Origin of the sequence: Marinomonas transparens, assembly GCF_016463975.1 — a bacterium.
Lineage (GTDB): Bacteria > Pseudomonadota > Gammaproteobacteria > Pseudomonadales > Marinomonadaceae > Marinomonas > Marinomonas transparens.
The window spans coordinates 62,200-80,725 of record NZ_JAEMNX010000017.1 but is presented as its reverse complement, the minus strand read 5'-3'; the positions used below and the strand labels follow the sequence as shown (position 1 = coordinate 80,725).

The 18,526-nt window shown below is 44.8% G+C and carries 16 protein-coding genes; 2 read left to right on the top strand and 14 right to left on the bottom strand.

What is annotated here, in order from left to right:
• Positions 1-81 precede the first annotated feature (81 nt).
• Complete coding sequence (locus tag I8J31_RS13725; RefSeq protein ID WP_325101209.1) at positions 82-1,059, bottom strand: hypothetical protein; 978 nt, start codon at positions 1,057-1,059, stop codon at positions 82-84.
• Positions 1,060-1,206: 147 nt separating this feature from the next.
• Between I8J31_RS13725 and I8J31_RS13720 the strand changes: the two genes are divergently transcribed.
• Entirely contained in the window at positions 1,207-1,674 is a 468-nt protein-coding gene (locus I8J31_RS13720; RefSeq protein WP_199469144.1) for an Lrp/AsnC family transcriptional regulator, read from the top strand.
• Between the two features lie 404 nt (positions 1,675-2,078).
• Here the strand turns inward: I8J31_RS13720 and I8J31_RS13715 are convergent, their stop codons facing one another.
• The 11 genes from I8J31_RS13715 to I8J31_RS13665 form a co-directional block, all read right to left on the bottom strand.
• The gene (locus tag I8J31_RS13715) at positions 2,079-2,510 is read right to left on the bottom strand and encodes a VOC family protein (RefSeq protein ID WP_199469143.1); all 432 of its coding nucleotides are present in this window, start codon (positions 2,508-2,510) and stop codon (positions 2,079-2,081) included.
• 36 nt (positions 2,511-2,546) lie between these two features.
• Entirely contained in the window at positions 2,547-4,259 is a 1,713-nt protein-coding gene (locus I8J31_RS13710) for a bifunctional protein-serine/threonine kinase/phosphatase (RefSeq protein WP_199469142.1), read from the bottom strand.
• An 80-nt stretch (positions 4,260-4,339) separates the two neighbouring features.
• Positions 4,340-5,152 carry a formate/nitrite transporter family protein gene (locus tag I8J31_RS13705; protein WP_199469141.1) on the bottom strand — a complete coding sequence of 271 codons (813 nt, stop codon included), beginning with the start codon at positions 5,150-5,152 and terminating at the stop codon, positions 4,340-4,342.
• A 68-nt stretch (positions 5,153-5,220) separates the two neighbouring features.
• Complete coding sequence (gene cynS / locus I8J31_RS13700) at positions 5,221-5,661, bottom strand: cyanase (protein WP_199469140.1); 441 nt, start codon at positions 5,659-5,661, stop codon at positions 5,221-5,223.
• Positions 5,662-6,229: 568 nt separating this feature from the next.
• Entirely contained in the window at positions 6,230-7,447 is a 1,218-nt protein-coding gene (locus I8J31_RS13695; RefSeq protein ID WP_199469139.1) for a M20 family metallopeptidase, read from the bottom strand.
• A 16-nt stretch (positions 7,448-7,463) separates the two neighbouring features.
• Positions 7,464-8,888, bottom strand: coding sequence for a M20 family metallopeptidase (locus tag I8J31_RS13690; protein WP_199469138.1), 1,425 nt, complete (start codon positions 8,886-8,888; stop codon positions 7,464-7,466).
• Positions 8,889-9,009: 121 nt separating this feature from the next.
• The gene (locus I8J31_RS13685) at positions 9,010-9,849 is read right to left on the bottom strand and encodes an ATP-binding cassette domain-containing protein (RefSeq protein ID WP_199469137.1); all 840 of its coding nucleotides are present in this window, start codon (positions 9,847-9,849) and stop codon (positions 9,010-9,012) included.
• Entirely contained in the window at positions 9,849-10,850 is a 1,002-nt protein-coding gene (locus I8J31_RS13680; RefSeq protein ID WP_233402775.1) for an ABC transporter ATP-binding protein, read from the bottom strand. Before I8J31_RS13680 ends, I8J31_RS13685 begins: the two co-directional genes overlap by 1 nt.
• Before the next feature lie 7 nt (positions 10,851-10,857).
• On the bottom strand, positions 10,858-11,769 hold the full coding sequence (locus I8J31_RS13675) for an ABC transporter permease (RefSeq protein WP_199469136.1): 912 nt from the start codon (positions 11,767-11,769) through the stop codon (positions 10,858-10,860).
• 11 nt (positions 11,770-11,780) lie between these two features.
• Positions 11,781-12,698 carry an ABC transporter permease gene (locus I8J31_RS13670; RefSeq protein ID WP_199469135.1) on the bottom strand — a complete coding sequence of 306 codons (918 nt, stop codon included), beginning with the start codon at positions 12,696-12,698 and terminating at the stop codon, positions 11,781-11,783.
• 145 nt (positions 12,699-12,843) lie between these two features.
• Positions 12,844-14,394, bottom strand: a complete 1,551-nt coding sequence (locus tag I8J31_RS13665) for an ABC transporter substrate-binding protein (protein ID WP_199469134.1) — start codon at positions 14,392-14,394, stop codon at positions 12,844-12,846.
• 195 nt (positions 14,395-14,589) lie between these two features.
• On the opposite strand from I8J31_RS13665, the gene I8J31_RS13660 reads away from it, so the two are divergent.
• On the top strand, positions 14,590-15,525 hold the full coding sequence (locus I8J31_RS13660) for a LysR family transcriptional regulator (protein WP_199469133.1): 936 nt from the start codon (positions 14,590-14,592) through the stop codon (positions 15,523-15,525).
• Positions 15,526-15,546: 21 nt separating this feature from the next.
• Here I8J31_RS13660 and dsdA read toward each other — a convergent pair whose 3' ends face one another.
• Together dsdA and I8J31_RS13650 are read right to left on the bottom strand one after the other, a co-directional pair.
• Positions 15,547-16,866, bottom strand: a complete 1,320-nt coding sequence (gene dsdA, locus I8J31_RS13655; protein WP_199469132.1) for a D-serine ammonia-lyase — start codon at positions 16,864-16,866, stop codon at positions 15,547-15,549.
• 60 nt (positions 16,867-16,926) lie between these two features.
• On the bottom strand, positions 16,927-18,414 hold the full coding sequence (locus I8J31_RS13650) for an amidase (protein WP_199469131.1): 1,488 nt from the start codon (positions 18,412-18,414) through the stop codon (positions 16,927-16,929).
• Positions 18,415-18,526 lie beyond the last annotated feature (112 nt).

Genomic DNA, 18,526 nt, shown 5'->3' with positions numbered 1-18,526 from the left:
TAGACACAATCAAAAGAAAATATATCTTATCGGTAACTCTAAGCTCTTGGCTTATTGAATGACTTATAAAATGCAGTATATCTAGATTTTCTTATAGAAATATTTCAAACATATGGCTTCATCGATCCGGTTAATTGCTATGACTAAAAGACTGGTAACGGCGAGCGAGAAGACGATTCGCCCCCAAAAAATAGTCGTGAAATCAGCGCCAATTAACAATATAAGTAAGGTGTCTTCGATCAAGCTGTGAAGTAAATTCAGCAACATGATGGAGACAAAAATATCCCTTGGTGAAATATGTCCTCGTTTTGCTTCATTAATCAGCAGACCACCACCAAACGACAAACCAAGAGTAATGCCAACCACGGTTAAATTCGTTGCATCTCGGCTGATACCTAATAAAGACAAAATCGGCTTAAGTATGATGCCCATCAGCTTTTCGACGCCAAGCAGCTTTAAAATACGCAGGAAGGTAATGAGTACAGCAATAATCACAAAGATCATCACCAAACTTTTCACCTGATCAATCGCCCATGCCATATAGCTAGGGTCACTTGCTAGCGTATGCTGCCACACCGATTCTGCTGGGTAATTTAACCAATCACCAGCTTGATAGGTTTGATGAAGCATCCACGCCATTAACAAGCTACCACCAAGGCGAACACCCAATGTCATGGCAATGCCAACGCCTGCTTTTTTAGCGATGGCCGCTTCAATTGGCAACCCGTGAGCGATCAACATCAAGATGCCAAGAATCGAAACTTGCGCCACGGTTAAATCCGCGTCCGTATTCATAAACACCAACAACCCAGCGTATATATTGGTCACCAGCGTGGTCGCCCACACCAAGCCCATTTCGCTGGGCAATCCCACCAAAAACATAACAGGGCTCAACCATTGGCTCAGCAGCACAATACCGCCTAGCTCTTCTATTACCTTGATGACAATAATCATCGGAATCATGATCTTAAAAAGCGTCCACGTAACGCTGATAATTTCTTTCCATAGCCCACTAAACAAAGGCCCGTTAAATAACTGTCCAAAAATGCGTTTGTACACAACCTGTACTCCCCAAAAATAATGGCAATAGTCTATGTACATCCGAAGAAATATGTCGCTTAATCTAATCCAAACAATAGATAATTATTTTTAATTAATGACTATCAAAGAAATTATTATTAATTAAAAATATAAAATGAGAAATTTATGGAACTAGACAATATAGATCGAAAAATCTTAGGGATTTTACAGCGCAACAATCGCCTTGCGAACGTAGAATTAGCCGAAGAAGTGGGGTTGTCACCACCCGCCTGCCATAAAAGAGTAAAACGCCTAAGAGATGAAAACATCATTATCGGCGACGTTTCCATCCTAAACCCAGAATTAACCGGAAATAAGCTGACATTACTGGTATCAGTAGAAATGGAGCGAGATCGAAAAGAAGTGTACGACGCCTTTAAACGTGTCGTGAACCAAGCGCCAGAAGTGAAACATTGCTATCAAATAACCGGAAACTACGACTTTGTGATGGTGGTCGGTGTACCCGACATGCAAGCATTCGAGCGATTTGTAGACCAAGTACTCCATACAGACACCAACATTCGAAAATTCCAAACCTCGGTATCCCTTCGCACAGTTAAATCCACCACAGAAGTGCAATTAAGCGAGTTTTGAATTAACTCGTTTAATTGAACATTTTTAATGCGGCTTGCAGAGGTTGCATATTAGTGAGCACAACGGAGTCACACCGCTGAAAAACACACCTACATTACCCAGCTATTTCAAGTATTATGAGATTACAGAGGAAGAACTGGAGTACCTGCAAAGCGAAGTAAAAAAGTTTAGGGTATGAGAGGGGGAACGCCGTTATAGCCCACTGCCTTTTAAATCATCAATTTTAAAAGATACTTCTACTTCCGCTTTTATCTTTTAGAAAAACACTGCATGTTTATTCCTAAAACGAACGAGTACGAATGCTCTTCTCCATTGACACTAAAAGACTTTCCTATTTCCTACCAGTGCAAAACGCGCACCATTGGGGTGTTTAAAATGATTAAAACCGATAGGCAATAATCGAATCAGCATAACGCTTTCAACCGACTGGAAATAGGATGCCCTTCTTTCAACTGTAGCAAGTCCCACAGGTTGCCATACAGGTCTTCAAACACGGCGACGGTGCCGTAGTCTTGCTCAGCGGGCTCGCGTATAAAACGAATGCCATCTATCACCATGCGGTTATAGTCGCGCCAGAAGTCATCGGTGTTTAAAAATAAGAACACACGGCCACCTGCTTGGTTGCCGATGAAATCAAGTTGTTCTGGTTTAGAGGCTTTTGCCAATAGCAAAGTCACGCCTTTTGAACCCGGTGGCGACACCACCACCCAGCGTTTGTCTTGTTCTGCCTGATAGCTGTCTTCTACCAGTTCGAATTTTAGTTTATTCACATAAAAATCAATGGCTTCGTCGTAGTCGCGGACCACTAAGGCAATATGCACAATGTCTTGCTTCATAAATGTCACTCAGTAAAAAAACCTTTCTTTATACTACTACCCTTTTAGAGCCAAACACACGATCACTAGAAACAACACCAAAGACACCCCCTGCCAAAACATAACAGGATTACGCTGCATCAACGGTGGGCGAGTTCGGTTTAAAAAAGTTTGGTTCGGGTGATGTAGGTCGTACACAAATTCCGATACTTCGTCATAGCGTTTTAATGGGTCTATCTGTAAGGCTTTATGCAACGCGTCGTCAATCCATACAGGGAGCTCAGATTCTTCGGTAATCACACTACGATAGCTTAGTCTTTGTTGCGCTTTGACGCTGCGTGTTTGGGCAATTTTAGTGCTGTAGGGGAATTTGTTACCCGACAACATTTGATAAGCAATAACACCAAGTGCGTAAATGTCTGAACTTGCAGTGCCGGCGTGGCCCAGAAAGTATTCTGGCGCGGAATAGCGCATGGTGCCGCGTAGCACTTCTTCGTCTTTAGTATTGCTAACGCCTGCGATATAGGTAGAACCAAAGTCGATGATCTTCACGGTATTGTTTTTATCAATCATGATGTTCGCAGGTCGAATGTCTTGGTGAATCATGGCTTTACGGTGAAAAGCCTGTAAACCGTTGGCGATTTGCTCGATGATATTACGAACCTGTTCTAACGAAGGCTTGGGGTTATCTATCATCCATTGGGCAAGGGATTGGCCTTCGATGTATTCACTCACAAGGTAGAGATAATGCCGCTTTCGTGATGACTCGATGGCTTTGACAATATGTGGATTATCAACCCGTTTAGCGATCCAGTCTTCTAACATAAAGCTTTCAAGGTATGCTGAATCGTCGCCTAATTCAGCCGATGGCACCTTAATGACAACTGTTTCTTCGGTGTCTATATCTCGCGCCAAAAAAACATGGCTGCGGCTACTGATATAAATCGAGCGAATAATGTCATAGCCATCAAAAACCATTCTTTCCGTCAATTTAGGCGGCAAAGGCAATAAGGCAATATCTTGTTGAATGTCTTCTTGTTGGTAACTGGGGACCTGATTCACTCGAACGATTTGCACACTCACGTTGTCCTTGCTACCTGCGCTAAGTGCAAGCTCTAACAGTTGCTCTGCGGCCTCATCTAAGCCTGTGGATTCGGTAATGCAGTCCGCAATTTTTGCGCCATCAAGGAACTCATACACACCATCGGTTGCCAGTACAAAAACATCGCCCTGTGCAATAGTAATCGCCTGATAATCCAATTCCAAAATGGGCTGAATGCCCAAAGCGCGCGATAAGTAGCTTTCTTCACTGGACACAAGGCGACGGTGATCTTCCGTCAGGGGCTCTAGTTGCGCATCGAACAAACGGTATATTCGACTATCACCTAAATGGAAAATATGGGCGCTATTAGCACACAGTACCAAGCCACTAAAGGTACAAACATAGCCCTTATCTTTGTTAAAACGACCGGGGCCATTCTGGGTTTCAGAATAGAGAGCCGCATTGATGGATTTAAGGACTTTTTCACCAGACGATTTGATCGACCAACCTTCAGAGGTGCGGTAATAGTCTTCTAAAAAATCGCTCACTGCCATTTCACTGGCGACTTGGCTCACTTCACTTGAACTGATGCCATCAGCAATGGCAAGGGCAATGCCTTTTGTCGTCAATAATGGCCCCTCTGGAGCCCGATGGCCTAAGAAATCCTGATTAACAGGTTTCACGCCTTTATTTGTCGCGCTGCCAATGGTGACATTCAAAGGGATCATAGAACTTTACCTTACTAGAACAAAAAAACGCCATAGGGTTAATAACCTACAGCGTTTTTTCAACAGTTCAATTGAAATTATTAAGCCAGTTTACGCGAAGCAGACGTTCTTACATGAGTCAGGTATAAAGGCAAACCAACTAATAGGAGACCACCGGCCAAATTTCCTAAAACGGTTGGAATTTCGTTCCACACTAGGTAGTCCATGAAGGTGAATTCCCCACCCATGATCATAGAAAATGGGAACAAGAACATGTTTACGATGGAATGCTCAAAACCCATAAAGAAGAACAGCATAACCGGCATCCACATAGCGGCCATTTTTGCACCAGCCGATGTCGAGATCATCGCACCCACCACGCCCATAGACACCATCCAGTTACACAACATACCGCGGATGAAAATAGTAAACCAACCACCAGCACCATGGGACTGATAACCCAGAGTACGGGACTCACCAATGGTACTCACTTTAGCGGCAATCGCACCGCCATCGGTAGCGAAGCCATAGGTTAAAATAAAGGACATCATGAAAGCCGTGGTCAATGCACCAGCAAAGTTGCCAATAAACACCAAGCCCCAGTTACGTAATACCAACCCTGGCGTCATGCCCGGGCGCTTATCGAGCAGAGCCAAAGGCACTAGAGTAAACACACCGGTTAATAGGTCAAATTTCATCAAGTACAACATGATAAAACCAACAGGGAACAAACACGCCCCCAAAATTGGGCTACCTGTTTTAGTGGCAACAGTAATGGCAAAAATTGCGGCCAAGCCAAGAATTGCCCCCGCCATAAATGCTCGAATAATGGTATCTTTTGTCGACATGTAAGCTTTTTGCTCACCAGCATCGACCATTTTGGTCACAAATTCACTTGGTTCTATATACGCCATTTTTACACCCTCTTCTCATTTACATTTGTATTTTCGTTTTCTAACTAAACCAACCAAAACTCAGATAACTACCAAGCGTTATAAGGTAAAAACTTCCCATTCATAGTTAAAATCACTCGGTCTCCTTTCGGGTTTTCTTCCTTATCCACTTCCATAGAAAAATCGATGGCGCTCATAATGCCGTCACCAAACTTTTCTTGGATAACCTCTTTTAAGGTATCGCCATATACACCCACAATTTCGTAAAGGCGATAAACCAGCGGGTCTTGAGGAATGGCTTGATCCCACGTTTTAGTGGGGTATTCCATTAATACCGATTTCGCTTCTGCCGGAAGTCCAAGAAAAGACACCAACTTATCAGCCACGTCTTCTGGGCAGCTGTTCATACCTAAACAAGCCGATGTCACCCATACGTCAGACATGCCCACAGCCTCAGCAATGGTTTCCCACGATAAACCTTTCGCTTTTTTAATCTCAAAAATGGCTTCTGTTACGTCTATTTTTTTCATCCGCTTTCCTCACCAAAAGTTATATTAAAAATGACTCTCGCTAATTTGTTTTCGATAGTAAAAATTCAATACTTAACATCACCTCCGTTATCTTGATTCGAGGCTATGTACAATAAAAAACAAGCTCGACAAGAAAGCAGACCGATTTAAGGCAAGGTTTGAAAAAGAGAAGTGATAAGAGAAAGGCACGCCAACCCTTAATCAGATCTCTCCTAAAAAGGAGCCTGATCGAGTGCTACCGAAAGGTTCAGTAGCGGGCGACGATGCCATATATGTGATGTTGACCGCCATTGGCCAACAGTTCATTTAATATTATCCAGCAAAAGCAGTGCCAGTTTTTATAAAGAAAATTAAAAGCTTATGAGATGTGTGCATAAAAATCGAAAGCCATTGATAAATATAGCTTTTAAAGATAATCAAAAAATGAAACGGGGACAGTGCACTTGGTATTAGAAATAAAATATGAGAATGCCCGCTTTCGGTTCGCACCAATTAAAAGCATTAAACTATCAATAAGGCAGATCGTTTTTAATTCATCTTAAGGCGTTTATAGCGTAAATAGCAGGCTTTAAGGTAGTAAGAGTATCGACTTAGCCACAGCCTGAGTACGAGACACAAAGGTATCCAGTAAACACAGCTCACCATCCGTATGCATTTTAGCACCAACAGGCCCTGTACCACATAAAGTAGGCACGCCCATTGAGGAAGTGAGGCCTGCATCAGAGCAGCCGCCGGTGAATTCACCTTCCACCGAAAAGCCTAATGATTGAGCTTGTTGTTGATAATGCATAAGTAAGGATTCACTCATACTTGCCTCGAATGGGCTAAACGCTGATACAACTTTTACGGTAGCCGTCACGCCATCAATACGTGGCGTTTCAACAATGGATTGAATACTCGCCATGGCTTCTGACATTTGCTCTTGGGTAATGTAGCGTAAATCCAAACGCGCCGTTGCATCGGGCGCAACCGTGTTAGACGACATACCGCCACTAATCAGTCCCACATTAGTCGTCACACCTGTTTCGTAATCCGTTAACCCATGAAGCTCGGAGATAATCAAAGCCAAAGCTCCAATTGCACTGGCACCATCACTGTGATTAACACCAGAGTGAGCAGCTTTGCCCTTCACTTTAATCTCAAAGCTAGCGCCGCCTTTTCGAGCTGATACCACATTGCCACTGATCCTACCGGGCTCAGCGTTAAACACCGCTTTTGCCCCCTTCACCATTTGATGGATCACATAGCGTCCTTCTGGTGAGCCAATTTCTTCATCTCCTGTAAATAAACCGACCACAGGAAAAGGTAACTCGCCGATATCGGTATGACGGATCAAATGCTGTAAACCCTTTAACACAAAGCAGTTAAGCACCAAGCCAGATTTCATATCCGCCACACCGGGTCCAAATGCGGTCATGCCTTCACGACTAAAGGCACGTGTTTCGATTGTACCTTTCGGGAAAACCGTATCTCGGTGTCCCATAACAAATACGGCTGGTGGCGGATTTTTTTTGTCAAAAACAGAATCAATTCGAGCTTCTAACACATCGCCAGAATTCTCCATTTTATGCCAAATGCATTCAATCCCATCGGCTTCTAACCATGAAGCCATTAAATGCCCAGCTGCATCCACTCCTTCTTTGTCATAGCTATTGGAATCCGTATTCACCAAGTCCTCTAAACACTCAATCATGGCGTCTTCCTGTGTCGCCAACCACTCACACAACACATCTGCATAAGGCGCTAATAATTGATGATCCATTGGTTTACCTTCCTCAAGTGACATACAGATTCCCTTAACTTTATTTAGACTGACGCTTTACTTGCATCGCATTGCCTTGTTCAGATAGATCCCAGAATAGTCCAGTCATAATCTGCAAGGCTTCACGACAAACTGGTGCCAAAACATGTTCATTAGGTGCATGTTGGCTACAAGCAGGATAAGAATGCGGCACCCAAACCGTTGGTAATTCTAAAATATTCGCAAACACATGGTTAGGTAATGAGCCGCCTAAATTCGGCAGTAACACGGGCTTTTTGCCTGTGGTTTGTTCAAGAGAGCCCAGCGCCCAACCTACCCAAGGGTCTTCTGGGTCAAGTCGTGTGGCGTCCATTAATTCCCCATTGGCCGACAACTCAACGTCGGTAAAGCCATGTTTGTCTAAGTGTTCTCGAATATGCGTTAAAAAGTTTTCCGTATCACTTTCTACCACAAAACGTAATTGGCAATAGCCTATGGCATAACCGGGAATGGCGTTTACTGGCATCTCTGGGTTACCAGTTTTACAGGCCAACATTTCCAAGGTATTCCAACCAAACACCTGCTCTGCAGGCGTCAGGCTCGGTTCACCCCATTCAAGGTCGATCTCTGGGCTGTTCGCGCCTTCGCCAACAGGAATATCTTTTAATGCCTCACGAACAGAGTCAGGCAAACGAGCCGGTAACAAACCGGGGATGAGGATTTTGCCTTTGGCATCCACCATAGACGCCCAAGCGTGGGCCAAACGGGTGCCCGCATTGCTTAATAAGCCCCCCCAATTTCCTGAATGATGGCCACCTTCTCGCAACTTCACCGTCAAGTCGAAATTAAAGCCACCACGAGAACCAAGGAAAATAGTCGGGCGCTCTGCGCTTAATCGAGGGCCATCTGAAGCGATAAAAAGATCAGCTTTTAACGCTTCTTTATGAATTTCACACAATTCGGCAAGACCCGGAGAGCCGGCTTCTTCACCCATTTCTAAAATAATCTTAACGTTAAAGCCTAACTTTCCGTCTTTGGCATCCATTACTTTTTTAAGCGCGGCAAGGTTAATCGTATGCTGACCTTTGTTGTCGGCAGACCCTCGACCGTACCAATGGTCACCCTCTTCCTTTAATTCCCAAGGGGATAAGCCTTCTTTCCATTGCTCGTCATAACCACGTACCACATCACCATGACCGTACGTTAATAAAGTCATGAATGCAGGATCTTCAATGCGCTCTGCCAGCAAAAATGGCCAAGATCCCGGTTGCTCGGCATCCGTCACTGGGTTCGCAACAATACGAGTATCGAAACCTAATGCGGTTAATTCAGGCACAATAATGTCGTCTAAATAAAGGCGTAATTTATCAAAACCCTCTAAATTTTGGCTCTCACTTTTAATGCTGACACGTTGTTTTAATGCTGCAAAAAATTCGCCTGAGTCAAAGTAAGACTCGGCTGTTTGTATGGTATTTTGACGACTCATGTTGCCTCCTAACACAGCTTTTTTTATGCATAAAAAGCCGATAACACTGAATTTTGAAAACACTAATCCCATCGCCGAAAAGTGTCAGGCAATGAAATGAGCAATAAAGATTAAATAATATTTATGATGCCTGAGCGCTGTCCCATGCACTTGAATCTAACACTTCAGGTAAACCCAAAGCGGGTTCTGGCGTCAGTACCGAAGACAACAAAGCCTTGGTATAAGGGTGCTGAGCATTCTGAAAAATTTCATCACGAGTGCCTTGTTCAACAATTTTCCCTCGATACATGACTGCCACCTTATCCACTAAATGCTCAACCACGCCAAGGTTGTGGCTGATAAAGAGGTAAGTGAGTCCTAACTCTTTTTTTAGATCCATGAGCAAGTTTAATATTTGTGCTTGTACTGATACGTCCAATGCAGACGTTGGCTCATCGCAGACTAGAATCTTAGGCTTCAAAATCAGAGCACGGGCAATGGCAACACGCTGACGCTGGCCACCAGACAATTGACCCGGATATTGCTTAAGCAAACGTTCCGGTAAACCAACTAAATCACTGATGTCTTTTACCGCTTTTTTCTGACTCTCTTTGTTACCTTCTTTATGCAATTGCAATGGCAAACGAATGATTTGTTCAATGGTTTTACGAGGGTTTAAAGACGAATACGGGTCTTGGAAAATCGGTTGCAGCTGACGCGCCATAGACAAACGGGATGAAGCGCTTCTCGCCTTATCGTTTATCAATACATCGCCATCGGTTGGCTCAAGCAAACCTAAGATCATTTTCGCTAGGGTACTTTTGCCACAACCAGACTCACCGACTAAACCCAAGGTCTCACCGGGGCGAATACGTAATGAAATGCCGTCAACCGCTTTTAGCAAAGTGGGTTCTTTAAAGGCACCATTCTTCAAATGAAAATGGCGGGAAAGGTTTGATAATTCCAAAGCATAATCTGGCATTACATCGCCTCCTGAAGTGTCGTTGCAGTAATAGGACAACGCACCTGATGAAGTGAAGTTGAATTCGGCTCTAATTCCAAAGATGGCGTTCGTTGGCTACATTCACTGGTTGAAACATGGCAACGATTAGCAAAAGCACAGCCTTTTAGTTCACCAATTAAACTCGGCACCACGCCCGGAATAGATTCCAAATGGCTACCCGGTGCAGTTTTCCCAGGAATCGGAATACAATTTAGTAAGCCTCGCGTATAAGGGTGCATTGGGTTCGAGTACAGTTCTTGGGCTGTCGCAGTTTCGACAACTTGCCCTGCGTACATGACCGCTACACGGTCGGCAATCCGCGCCACCACACCTAAATCGTGAGTAATGAAAATAACCGCGGTTCCGAATTCTTGTTGCAGCTCACGTATCAATCGTAAAATCTGCGCCTGAATCGTCACATCCAGCGCGGTCGTTGGCTCGTCGGCAATAATGAGATCAGGTTCACACATGAGCGCCATCGCGATCATAACCCGTTGACGCAAACCACCAGAAAGCTGATGAGGATATTGATCCAAACGCTTCTCTGGCATTGGAACACCAGCACGAGTTAATAAGTACACAGCCCTTTCTTTGGCCTCTGCACTGCTAACGCCTTTGTGTCGCATGATGGCTTCACAAAGCTGATTGCCTAGCGTGTAAGACGGATTCAATGACGTCATCGGCTCTTGGAAGATCATCGACATACGCATGCCACGGATTTTATTGCGCTCTTTTTTCGGCAAAGACAATAAATCCAAACCGTCAAAATCCAGAACCTCAGCGGTTACCTCTGCGCGCTTGGGTAACAAGCCCATTAATGCCATCGAAGTCATTGACTTACCGCAGCCTGATTCTCCGACAATGCAAAGCATCTCGCCTTTATCCACATGTAAGTCAATTCCGCGAACCGCTCGCAATACACCATTGGCCGTCGGCAGACTCACTTGTAAATTCTTTATGTCTAAAATTCGATTCATCATTCAGTCCTCAGTTACGGCCTTCTGGGGCATTCATATCACGCAAGCCATCACCCACCAGATTAATCGCCAATACCAACAGCATTAACGTAATACCAGGAATGGCAATCACCCAAGGTTTGAAAAACATGTAAGACTTACCTTCCGAGATCATTAACCCCCAAGAAGGCATCGGCGCTTGTACCCCTAACCCCAAGAAAGACAAGGTGGCTTCTAGCAAAATGGCATGGGCCATCTCTAAGGTCATAACAACAATCAAAGCACTTAAAATATTAGGCAATAGCTCACGAATCAGAATGTAAGAGGTGGATGCCCCAATCACTTTTGCCGAAGCAATGAACTCAGCTTCCCTCAGCTGTTGTGTGGTTGAACGAGCGACTACGGCAAAGCGATCCCATAACAACAACCCAAGCAGCACCACCACGGTTTCCACCGAACCACCGCCAACCAAGGACGCCATCGCCAAGGCAACAAGCAATACAGGCAAGGCCAAACGAGTGGTAATGATGTAGCTGATCACAGCATCCACTCGGCCACCAAAGTAACCAGCCAAAACGCCTAGAGTCGTACCAATTAACCCAGAAATCAGCGCCGCCAATAAACCAATACTTAACGAAATTCGCGCTCCGTACAGTAAGCGGCTCAAGTAATCTCGGCCCAGCTTATCCGTCCCAAAAATGTGATCCCAAGTGCCTTTATCGTGCCAAACAGGGGGAATCATTCGTTGGGAAATGTTTTGCGCAAATGGGTCATGGGGAGCGATCCAAGGAGCCAGCAAGGCCAACACTACAATGACACCTAAAATAGAAGAACCCAGCAACAAGCCACGATGACCCACCACACGATTCATAATACGGCGCCACTCAGGCACAACCGGTAGCCCAGATGTGGCCGCATTCAAAGAAAGAGTAGATTCAGACATAATAAAAAACCTCAGCGAACACGCAAACGTGGATCAAGCATGGCGTTGAGCACATCCGCCAATAGGGTTAGGACGATATAAAACACGGCAATAATCAGCACCACCGCTTGCACCACAGGATAGTCATTACGGGAAATAGCATCCCAAGCAAGCTGACCTAAGCCTTTCAGTGAGAAAACAGACTCAATCACAATTGAACCGCCCAACATAAAGCCCAACTCCACTGCTGCCAAAGCGACAACAGGAATAACTGCGTTACGTAATGCATGCTTGAAAATAACAGAGGTTTCGCTCAAGCCTTTAGAGCGAGCCGTACGAATATAATCTGAGCCCAATACTTCTAACATACCGGTACGAGTTAGACGCATCATAGCTGGGGTGGCGTAATAGCCCAATGCGATAGCAGGTAAAACAAAATGCTGCCAAGTAGAACTACCACCTGCTGGCAACCAATGTAGGTTCACCGCAAAAATAACGATAAGCGTCAATGCAAACCAGAAGCTCGGCATGGCCTGACCGACACATGCAATGGTCAAAGCAAGGCGATCAACCCAAGTATCTTGTTTAATGGCAGCAATCACCCCAAGAGGGATCGCCACTACCGTCGCTAATGCTAACGACACTGCACCCAAGGTTAAGGTGACGGGCATACGCTCAGTAATCAGCGACATTACAGAGTCTTGAAAATAATAAGAACGGCCAAAATCCCCCTGAAGAGCAGACCACACCCAATCAAAATATTGGAACACCACAGGTTTATCTAAACCAAAATCGATGCGGATTTGCTCTACTTGCTCCGCCGTTGAATCCGGCCCAGCAATAGACACGGCTAAGTCACCCGAAAAATGCAACAGCATGAAACTCACGATAGATACCGTGATCGCCACACTAAATGCCACTAACAATCGGCGAAATATAAACACCAACATAAAAACACCTCAAAAAACGCCTATACGATCTAATGGTTAACCGATATATCTATACTAAATGCGACGACTGGATGTGCTATCTACGAAATAGAGGAGATCTAACAAAAGGGCAGCACCTATGCAAAGAGCATAGGTGCTCAGTAACCTAGTTCCAGCTAGATTCTACGAAACGTGGTAGTTCATCAGGATAAGCTGTGAAATTAAGTTCTTTGCTAAACGCATAGTTACTAGAGTAAGAAAACATTGGCGCCCAGTATGCGTTTTCAGATATCGCTTTAATCGCCGCCGTATAATTTTCTTTACGTATCACTGGATCAACACTGGAGTCTGCTTTTTCAAGATAACGGATGACTTTCTGATCGCTTGTTATGTCATCCGCGCCACCTTTAAAATAAACACTGATCATTGCCGACGCATCGTTTACAGAGTATGACCCCCAAGTTTGAAAAGCTAATGGAACATTACCAGAGCGCTGCTCTTTACGAAGTGCGGCATAAGTCAACATATGCAATTTCGCTTTAATGCCCACCGCACGAAGATCACCCAACATTGCTTCGGCTAAATCCATCTCACGGTAAGCATAAAGGTCAGTTTCAAAGCCATTTGGGTAACCGGCTTCTGCTAACAAAGCCTTAGCTTTCGCTGGGTCGTATTTATATTCGATTGCGGCAGAGGAGTCACAACCAAATTGGGTAGGGAAACAAGGCGTATAGATAGGGCGGCTTCCGCCTCGTACTAACTCATTAGCAAGCGCACTACGGTTAATCGCATGATTGACCGCTTCACGAACCAATTTATTTTGGAAAGGCGAATCTTTTTGTTGCTCACTGGCGGTATCCATTGCCAGATAACCAACACGCATGGTCTCAGAGCTAATGACCTGCAAATTCGGCATCATGCGTAATTCATCCGCCTGATCCGAAGGCACACGCCATGTCCAATCGATTGCCCCTGTCATTAGCTGAGCAAGGCGAGCATCTGGGTCGGTAATCACCTGAAACTTAATCTTACCAATAGCCGGCTTTTTAACAGGGCTGTCTGTAAAATAATTCTCGTTGCGCTCTAGATTCACCCCTTCCCCACTCATTACCTTGGTAATCTTGTATGGGCCCGTTCCGATAGGGGCTTTGGAGTAGCCTTCTATTCCAACTTTATTAAAGTACTTGGCGGGATAAATAGGTGTTGGACCGGATAAATATTCCAACGCAGCAGGAAAAGGTTTTTTCAACACAACACGAACCGTATAGTCATCCACTTTTTCAGCATGGTCTATCCAGTTAACGTTCTGCCTAGTGACCACTTTTGCTTCTGGCGTATTCACATAATTAAATGTGAAGACCACATCATCAGCCGAAAAAGCATCGCCATTTTGGAATGTCACACCTTTACGAAGGGTAAGAAGAATATTGGTAGAATCTTCCCACTTCCAACTGGTTGCCAACATAGGTTTATATTCACTTGTACTTGGATCGCGATAAATAAGCGTGTCCCAAGCCAAACGAGAAAGAATGATGCCTTCACGGGCATTGTTATGGTAAGGACTCACATTTTCAGGCTCAAGACCAGCGGCATAGATCAATGTGTCATCCGCTTTATTTGCCATCGCGGGTACAACAGCCCCCATGACAGAACAAGCCAATAGCACACTTAATAACGTACGACGTGGAGCAAACTTACTCGCTTTGAGTTTCTTCATTGATCTAACCCTTATTCATATCAAGTTAAAAAATTCTTACCCTTTCTTCCACATTAAGGAAATATATCTATTGCCGCAATTAAAATAAATGCAAAGAATCATTGCCAAAAAAGCATGGGTATGGCGAAATAAGAATGATTATAAACAGCTAATAAATTTCTCGTATAACACGCTAATAAAACAGAGCAATACAATATGAAAGCCTCACTACGCCTACAAGACACCGCTTTACGTTACTTTTTAGAAGTAGCTCGATATGGTTCAATCAGCGAAGCTTCTTTGCACCTAAATGTAGCAGCCAGCGCCATCAGCCGACAAATAGCTAGCTTGGAAGACATCCTTGATGCAACGCTTTTTGAACGCAAACCCAGGGGCATGGTGATGAGTACAGCTGGGGAAATGTTGGCCGTTTATGCTCGTAAAAATGCTTTGGAATCGGATCGAATTGTGGCGGAAATAGCAGCCTTAAACGGACTCCATCGGGGCCGCATTAATCTGGCCTGTTCTGAAGGTTTCTCTATGGACTTTATCCCTCGCACCATAGTGAATTTTCGCCAGCAATATGAAGGTATACACTTTCACATCAACGTCAGCGCACCGGCAGAAGTCGCACAAAGAGTGAGCCATGGTGATGCAGACATAGGTATTACATTAAGCTTATCACCCGCAAAAGACATACATGTTGCCTATCGACAACCTTCTCCCGTGATGGCGATGATGCACCCAAGCCATCCACTTGCTACAAAAAAATCTGTCACTATGGCACAAATACACCCTTACCCTATTGCGCTTCCTGAAGAAAACACAACAGTAAGACAACTGTTTGATATTTGTTGCAGCCGTTTAAGTTTATTATTTGAACCCGTTTTAATCTCCAACAATATTGCTTCTTTGAATCATTTCACTCACTTCAGCGGTGGGATTCACTTCGGTGGTGAAATATCCTGTCGTCACCAAATTGCCAGTGGTAATCTTGTGGCGGTTCCTATCCGAGACAGGGGTATGGACATACGTAATATCGAAGTACAAACCCTATCTGGGCGAACTCTACCCGCTGTGGCAAAAATATTTTTAAACTTTCTTGTTGAGAAGATGAAATCCGAAGAAGATTTGAAAAACACTAAGCCCTAATCCATTTATTCCAAAATAAGACTAGAGCAATGCCTTCCCATAGGAATAATAGGCTTCTCTTTCTTCGTCTGGCACAAGATCGCCACCGGTTGCCCACATTATATGAGTGGCTTGTGGCATTTTGTCTTCTAGCTGGTGTGATTTTAGATAATCACGCCCTGATGTTAACAAACGCATCACGCCGACCAATCCGGCCGTAGCCGATGGCTCCACCTGAATGCTTTCTGCGTCCGCCAGCATGGTCAAATAACGATGCATATTGTCATCGGAAACCGTATAAGCACCGCTCAACAACTGATCCATCATAGGGCCAACAAAGGCCGAAGGCCGACCGACCGCAAGGCCATCGGCACAGGTTAGGTTGTCTATGCCTAGGTCTTGCACAGCAATTTTGCTATGCAGGCCTGTTTCCATGCCCAATAACATACAAGGGGAATGGGTTGGCTCGGCAAAGAAACAATGTACGTGGTCACCAAATACTTGTTTAAGCCCAAAAGTGATGCCGCCCGGAGCACCGCCCACACCACAGGGTAAATACACAAACAACGGATGGTCTGCATCTACTAATATGCCCTGTTCATTCAGCTGTTTTTGCAAGCGCAATGCTGCCACGCTGTAACCTAAAAACAACGAAGTAGAATCTTCATCATCAATAAAATAGGCGCTGTCGTCTTGCTCGGCTTCTTGGCGGCCTTGTTCTACGGCCACACTGTAATCCGCCGTGTGTTCCACTACGTTCACGCCCTTGCTTTCTAATAGGGCTTTTTTCCATTCTCTAGCATCCGCCGACATGTGAACTGTTACTTTAAAGCCCAGTTTCGCGCTCATGGTACCAATGCTTAAGCCAAGGTTTCCTGTCGAGCCTACGACAATCTGATGAGCTGAAAATAAAGCCCTAAAAGCATCTGAGTCAAAAGTACGATAATCATCACCTTCTCTTAATAAGCCACTCGCTAACGCCAAACGCTCCGCGTGTAATAACACCTCATAAATACCGCCTCGCGCTTTAATCGAGCCCGCGATAGGTAATTGATTATCGCACTTCATCAATAGACGACCTTCTATATCCGCCCCCATAAGGTCAGACAAGACAGACTGCATGGCAGGAATCGGCTTTAATTCCGATTCAATAATGCCATGATTGACAGCTGTGTCAGGGAACACGAGAGCAAGATAAGGAGCAAAACGAGACAAACGATCCGCAGCATCCTGCATATCCGACATTTGCAAAGGCAATTGTCCTTGCACAGACTCGAACGCAACTTTCTTAGGGTTAAACCAAGTTGTTTCATTTAGCGCGACAAGAGACTGGACAACAGGATTCGTAGTGAACTCAGACAATGGATATTCCTTATAAATTAATAGGTTACTTTGTCCAAGTATCAGATATATAGGAACAAGTTAAAACCCCATAAAACCTTCTGCTTCTTTTAGCGCAGGCGACCAAGACAACGTAGCAATATCGACTCTAGGTCTTGCAAGCTCAGGCGTTTTCTCTAGCAAAGCTTCTAACGCTTTTGCAAAGGCTAAGGTCGATAAATCTGAGCCGCGTCGCCCAATGATTTGCAAACCAAATGGCATGTTGTTCTTGTCACGACCAACTGGCAAGGTAAGCGAAGGATGGCCTGTTAAAGTGGAAACATACGCCATAGACAACCAGTGGTAATAGCTTTGCGTTGGCTGACCGTCAATATGAGTGGGATAAAGTTCGTGCCAATCTCTTGGGCTTATTGTCGTCGTTGGCGCAAGAATGAAATCGTATTCTTCAAAGAAGGTTTGCCAATGGCGATATAAGGTCGTCTGACCTTCTAAGGCCTCAACAACATCTAACGCACTATAAGACTCCCCTTCTTCCACATTCATTTTTACATTAGGGCCTACTTGATCTGGATATTGGTACATCAGATCTCTGTGCTTTCCAGAAAAGTTAAGCGCTCTTAATACCGCAAACACCCGATCGGCGTTATCACTGTTTGGATGAGCATCATCACAGGTGGCAAACACAGACGAAAACTGTGCCAGCTTGTCGCTAAAAGACTCTCTGATAAGCTGCTCCGTCATGGCAAAACCAAAGTCGGTGGTCATCGCCACCTTAGCGCTGCTCAAGTCGTAATCAGGTAAATGCCGGTAAGCCGAGGCATTATGCAGACTCACGCCCTCAACCATAGGCACCCAAGGGTCACGACGATCAGGGCGAATCATTTCAGACAACATCAGGCCGATGTCTTCCACAGACCTCGCCATCGGGCCACTAGACGGCAGGGGAATCAAACCAATGGAACGAGTATGCCCCGGTACCACGCCGGGAGAAGGACGAAAGCCTACAACCCCACAAAAAGCCGCAGGGTTTCGTAGACTACCGCCCGTATCAGAACCCGTTGCCAGCGGCGTCATACCACAGGCTAACGCCACAGCGGAGCCACCAGAAGAACCTGCCGCAGAACGAGTGACATCAAACGGATTCGCCGTAACGCCATAAACTGCATTACGAGTATTACCACCAGCGCTCCATTCTGGGTTATTGGTTTTTCCTAACGGCAAGGCACCTGCACTTCTTAATTGCGCGACCATAGGGTCATCCGATGTCGCCATGTTGTCTTTAAAAATGGTGCTACCAAAAGTGGTTGGAAAGCCTTTTAAATCCACCATGTCTTTCACGCTCAGTGGCAAACCATGAAGTGCACCTAACGGCTCGCCTTGATCAATGGCTTGCTGAGCTTTTTTAGCTTGCTTGAGTAGATCATCTGGATCACTACAAATAATGGCATTAACGGCATGATTTACCAGATTCATTCGGTCGATACAGCTTTGCGCCAACTCTGTAACAGACAACGCTTTTTGCGCCATTAAACGTCGCGCCTCGGTAGCATTTAAATCACAAGCTTCCATCAATACCTTCTTAATCTAATAAACAGTAGTAAATCTAATGAGAATAAAGGGATACAAAGCATCACAGAAGAGGAATATTTAGACGCTGCCTTTGCCTTTATAGCAAAGCACC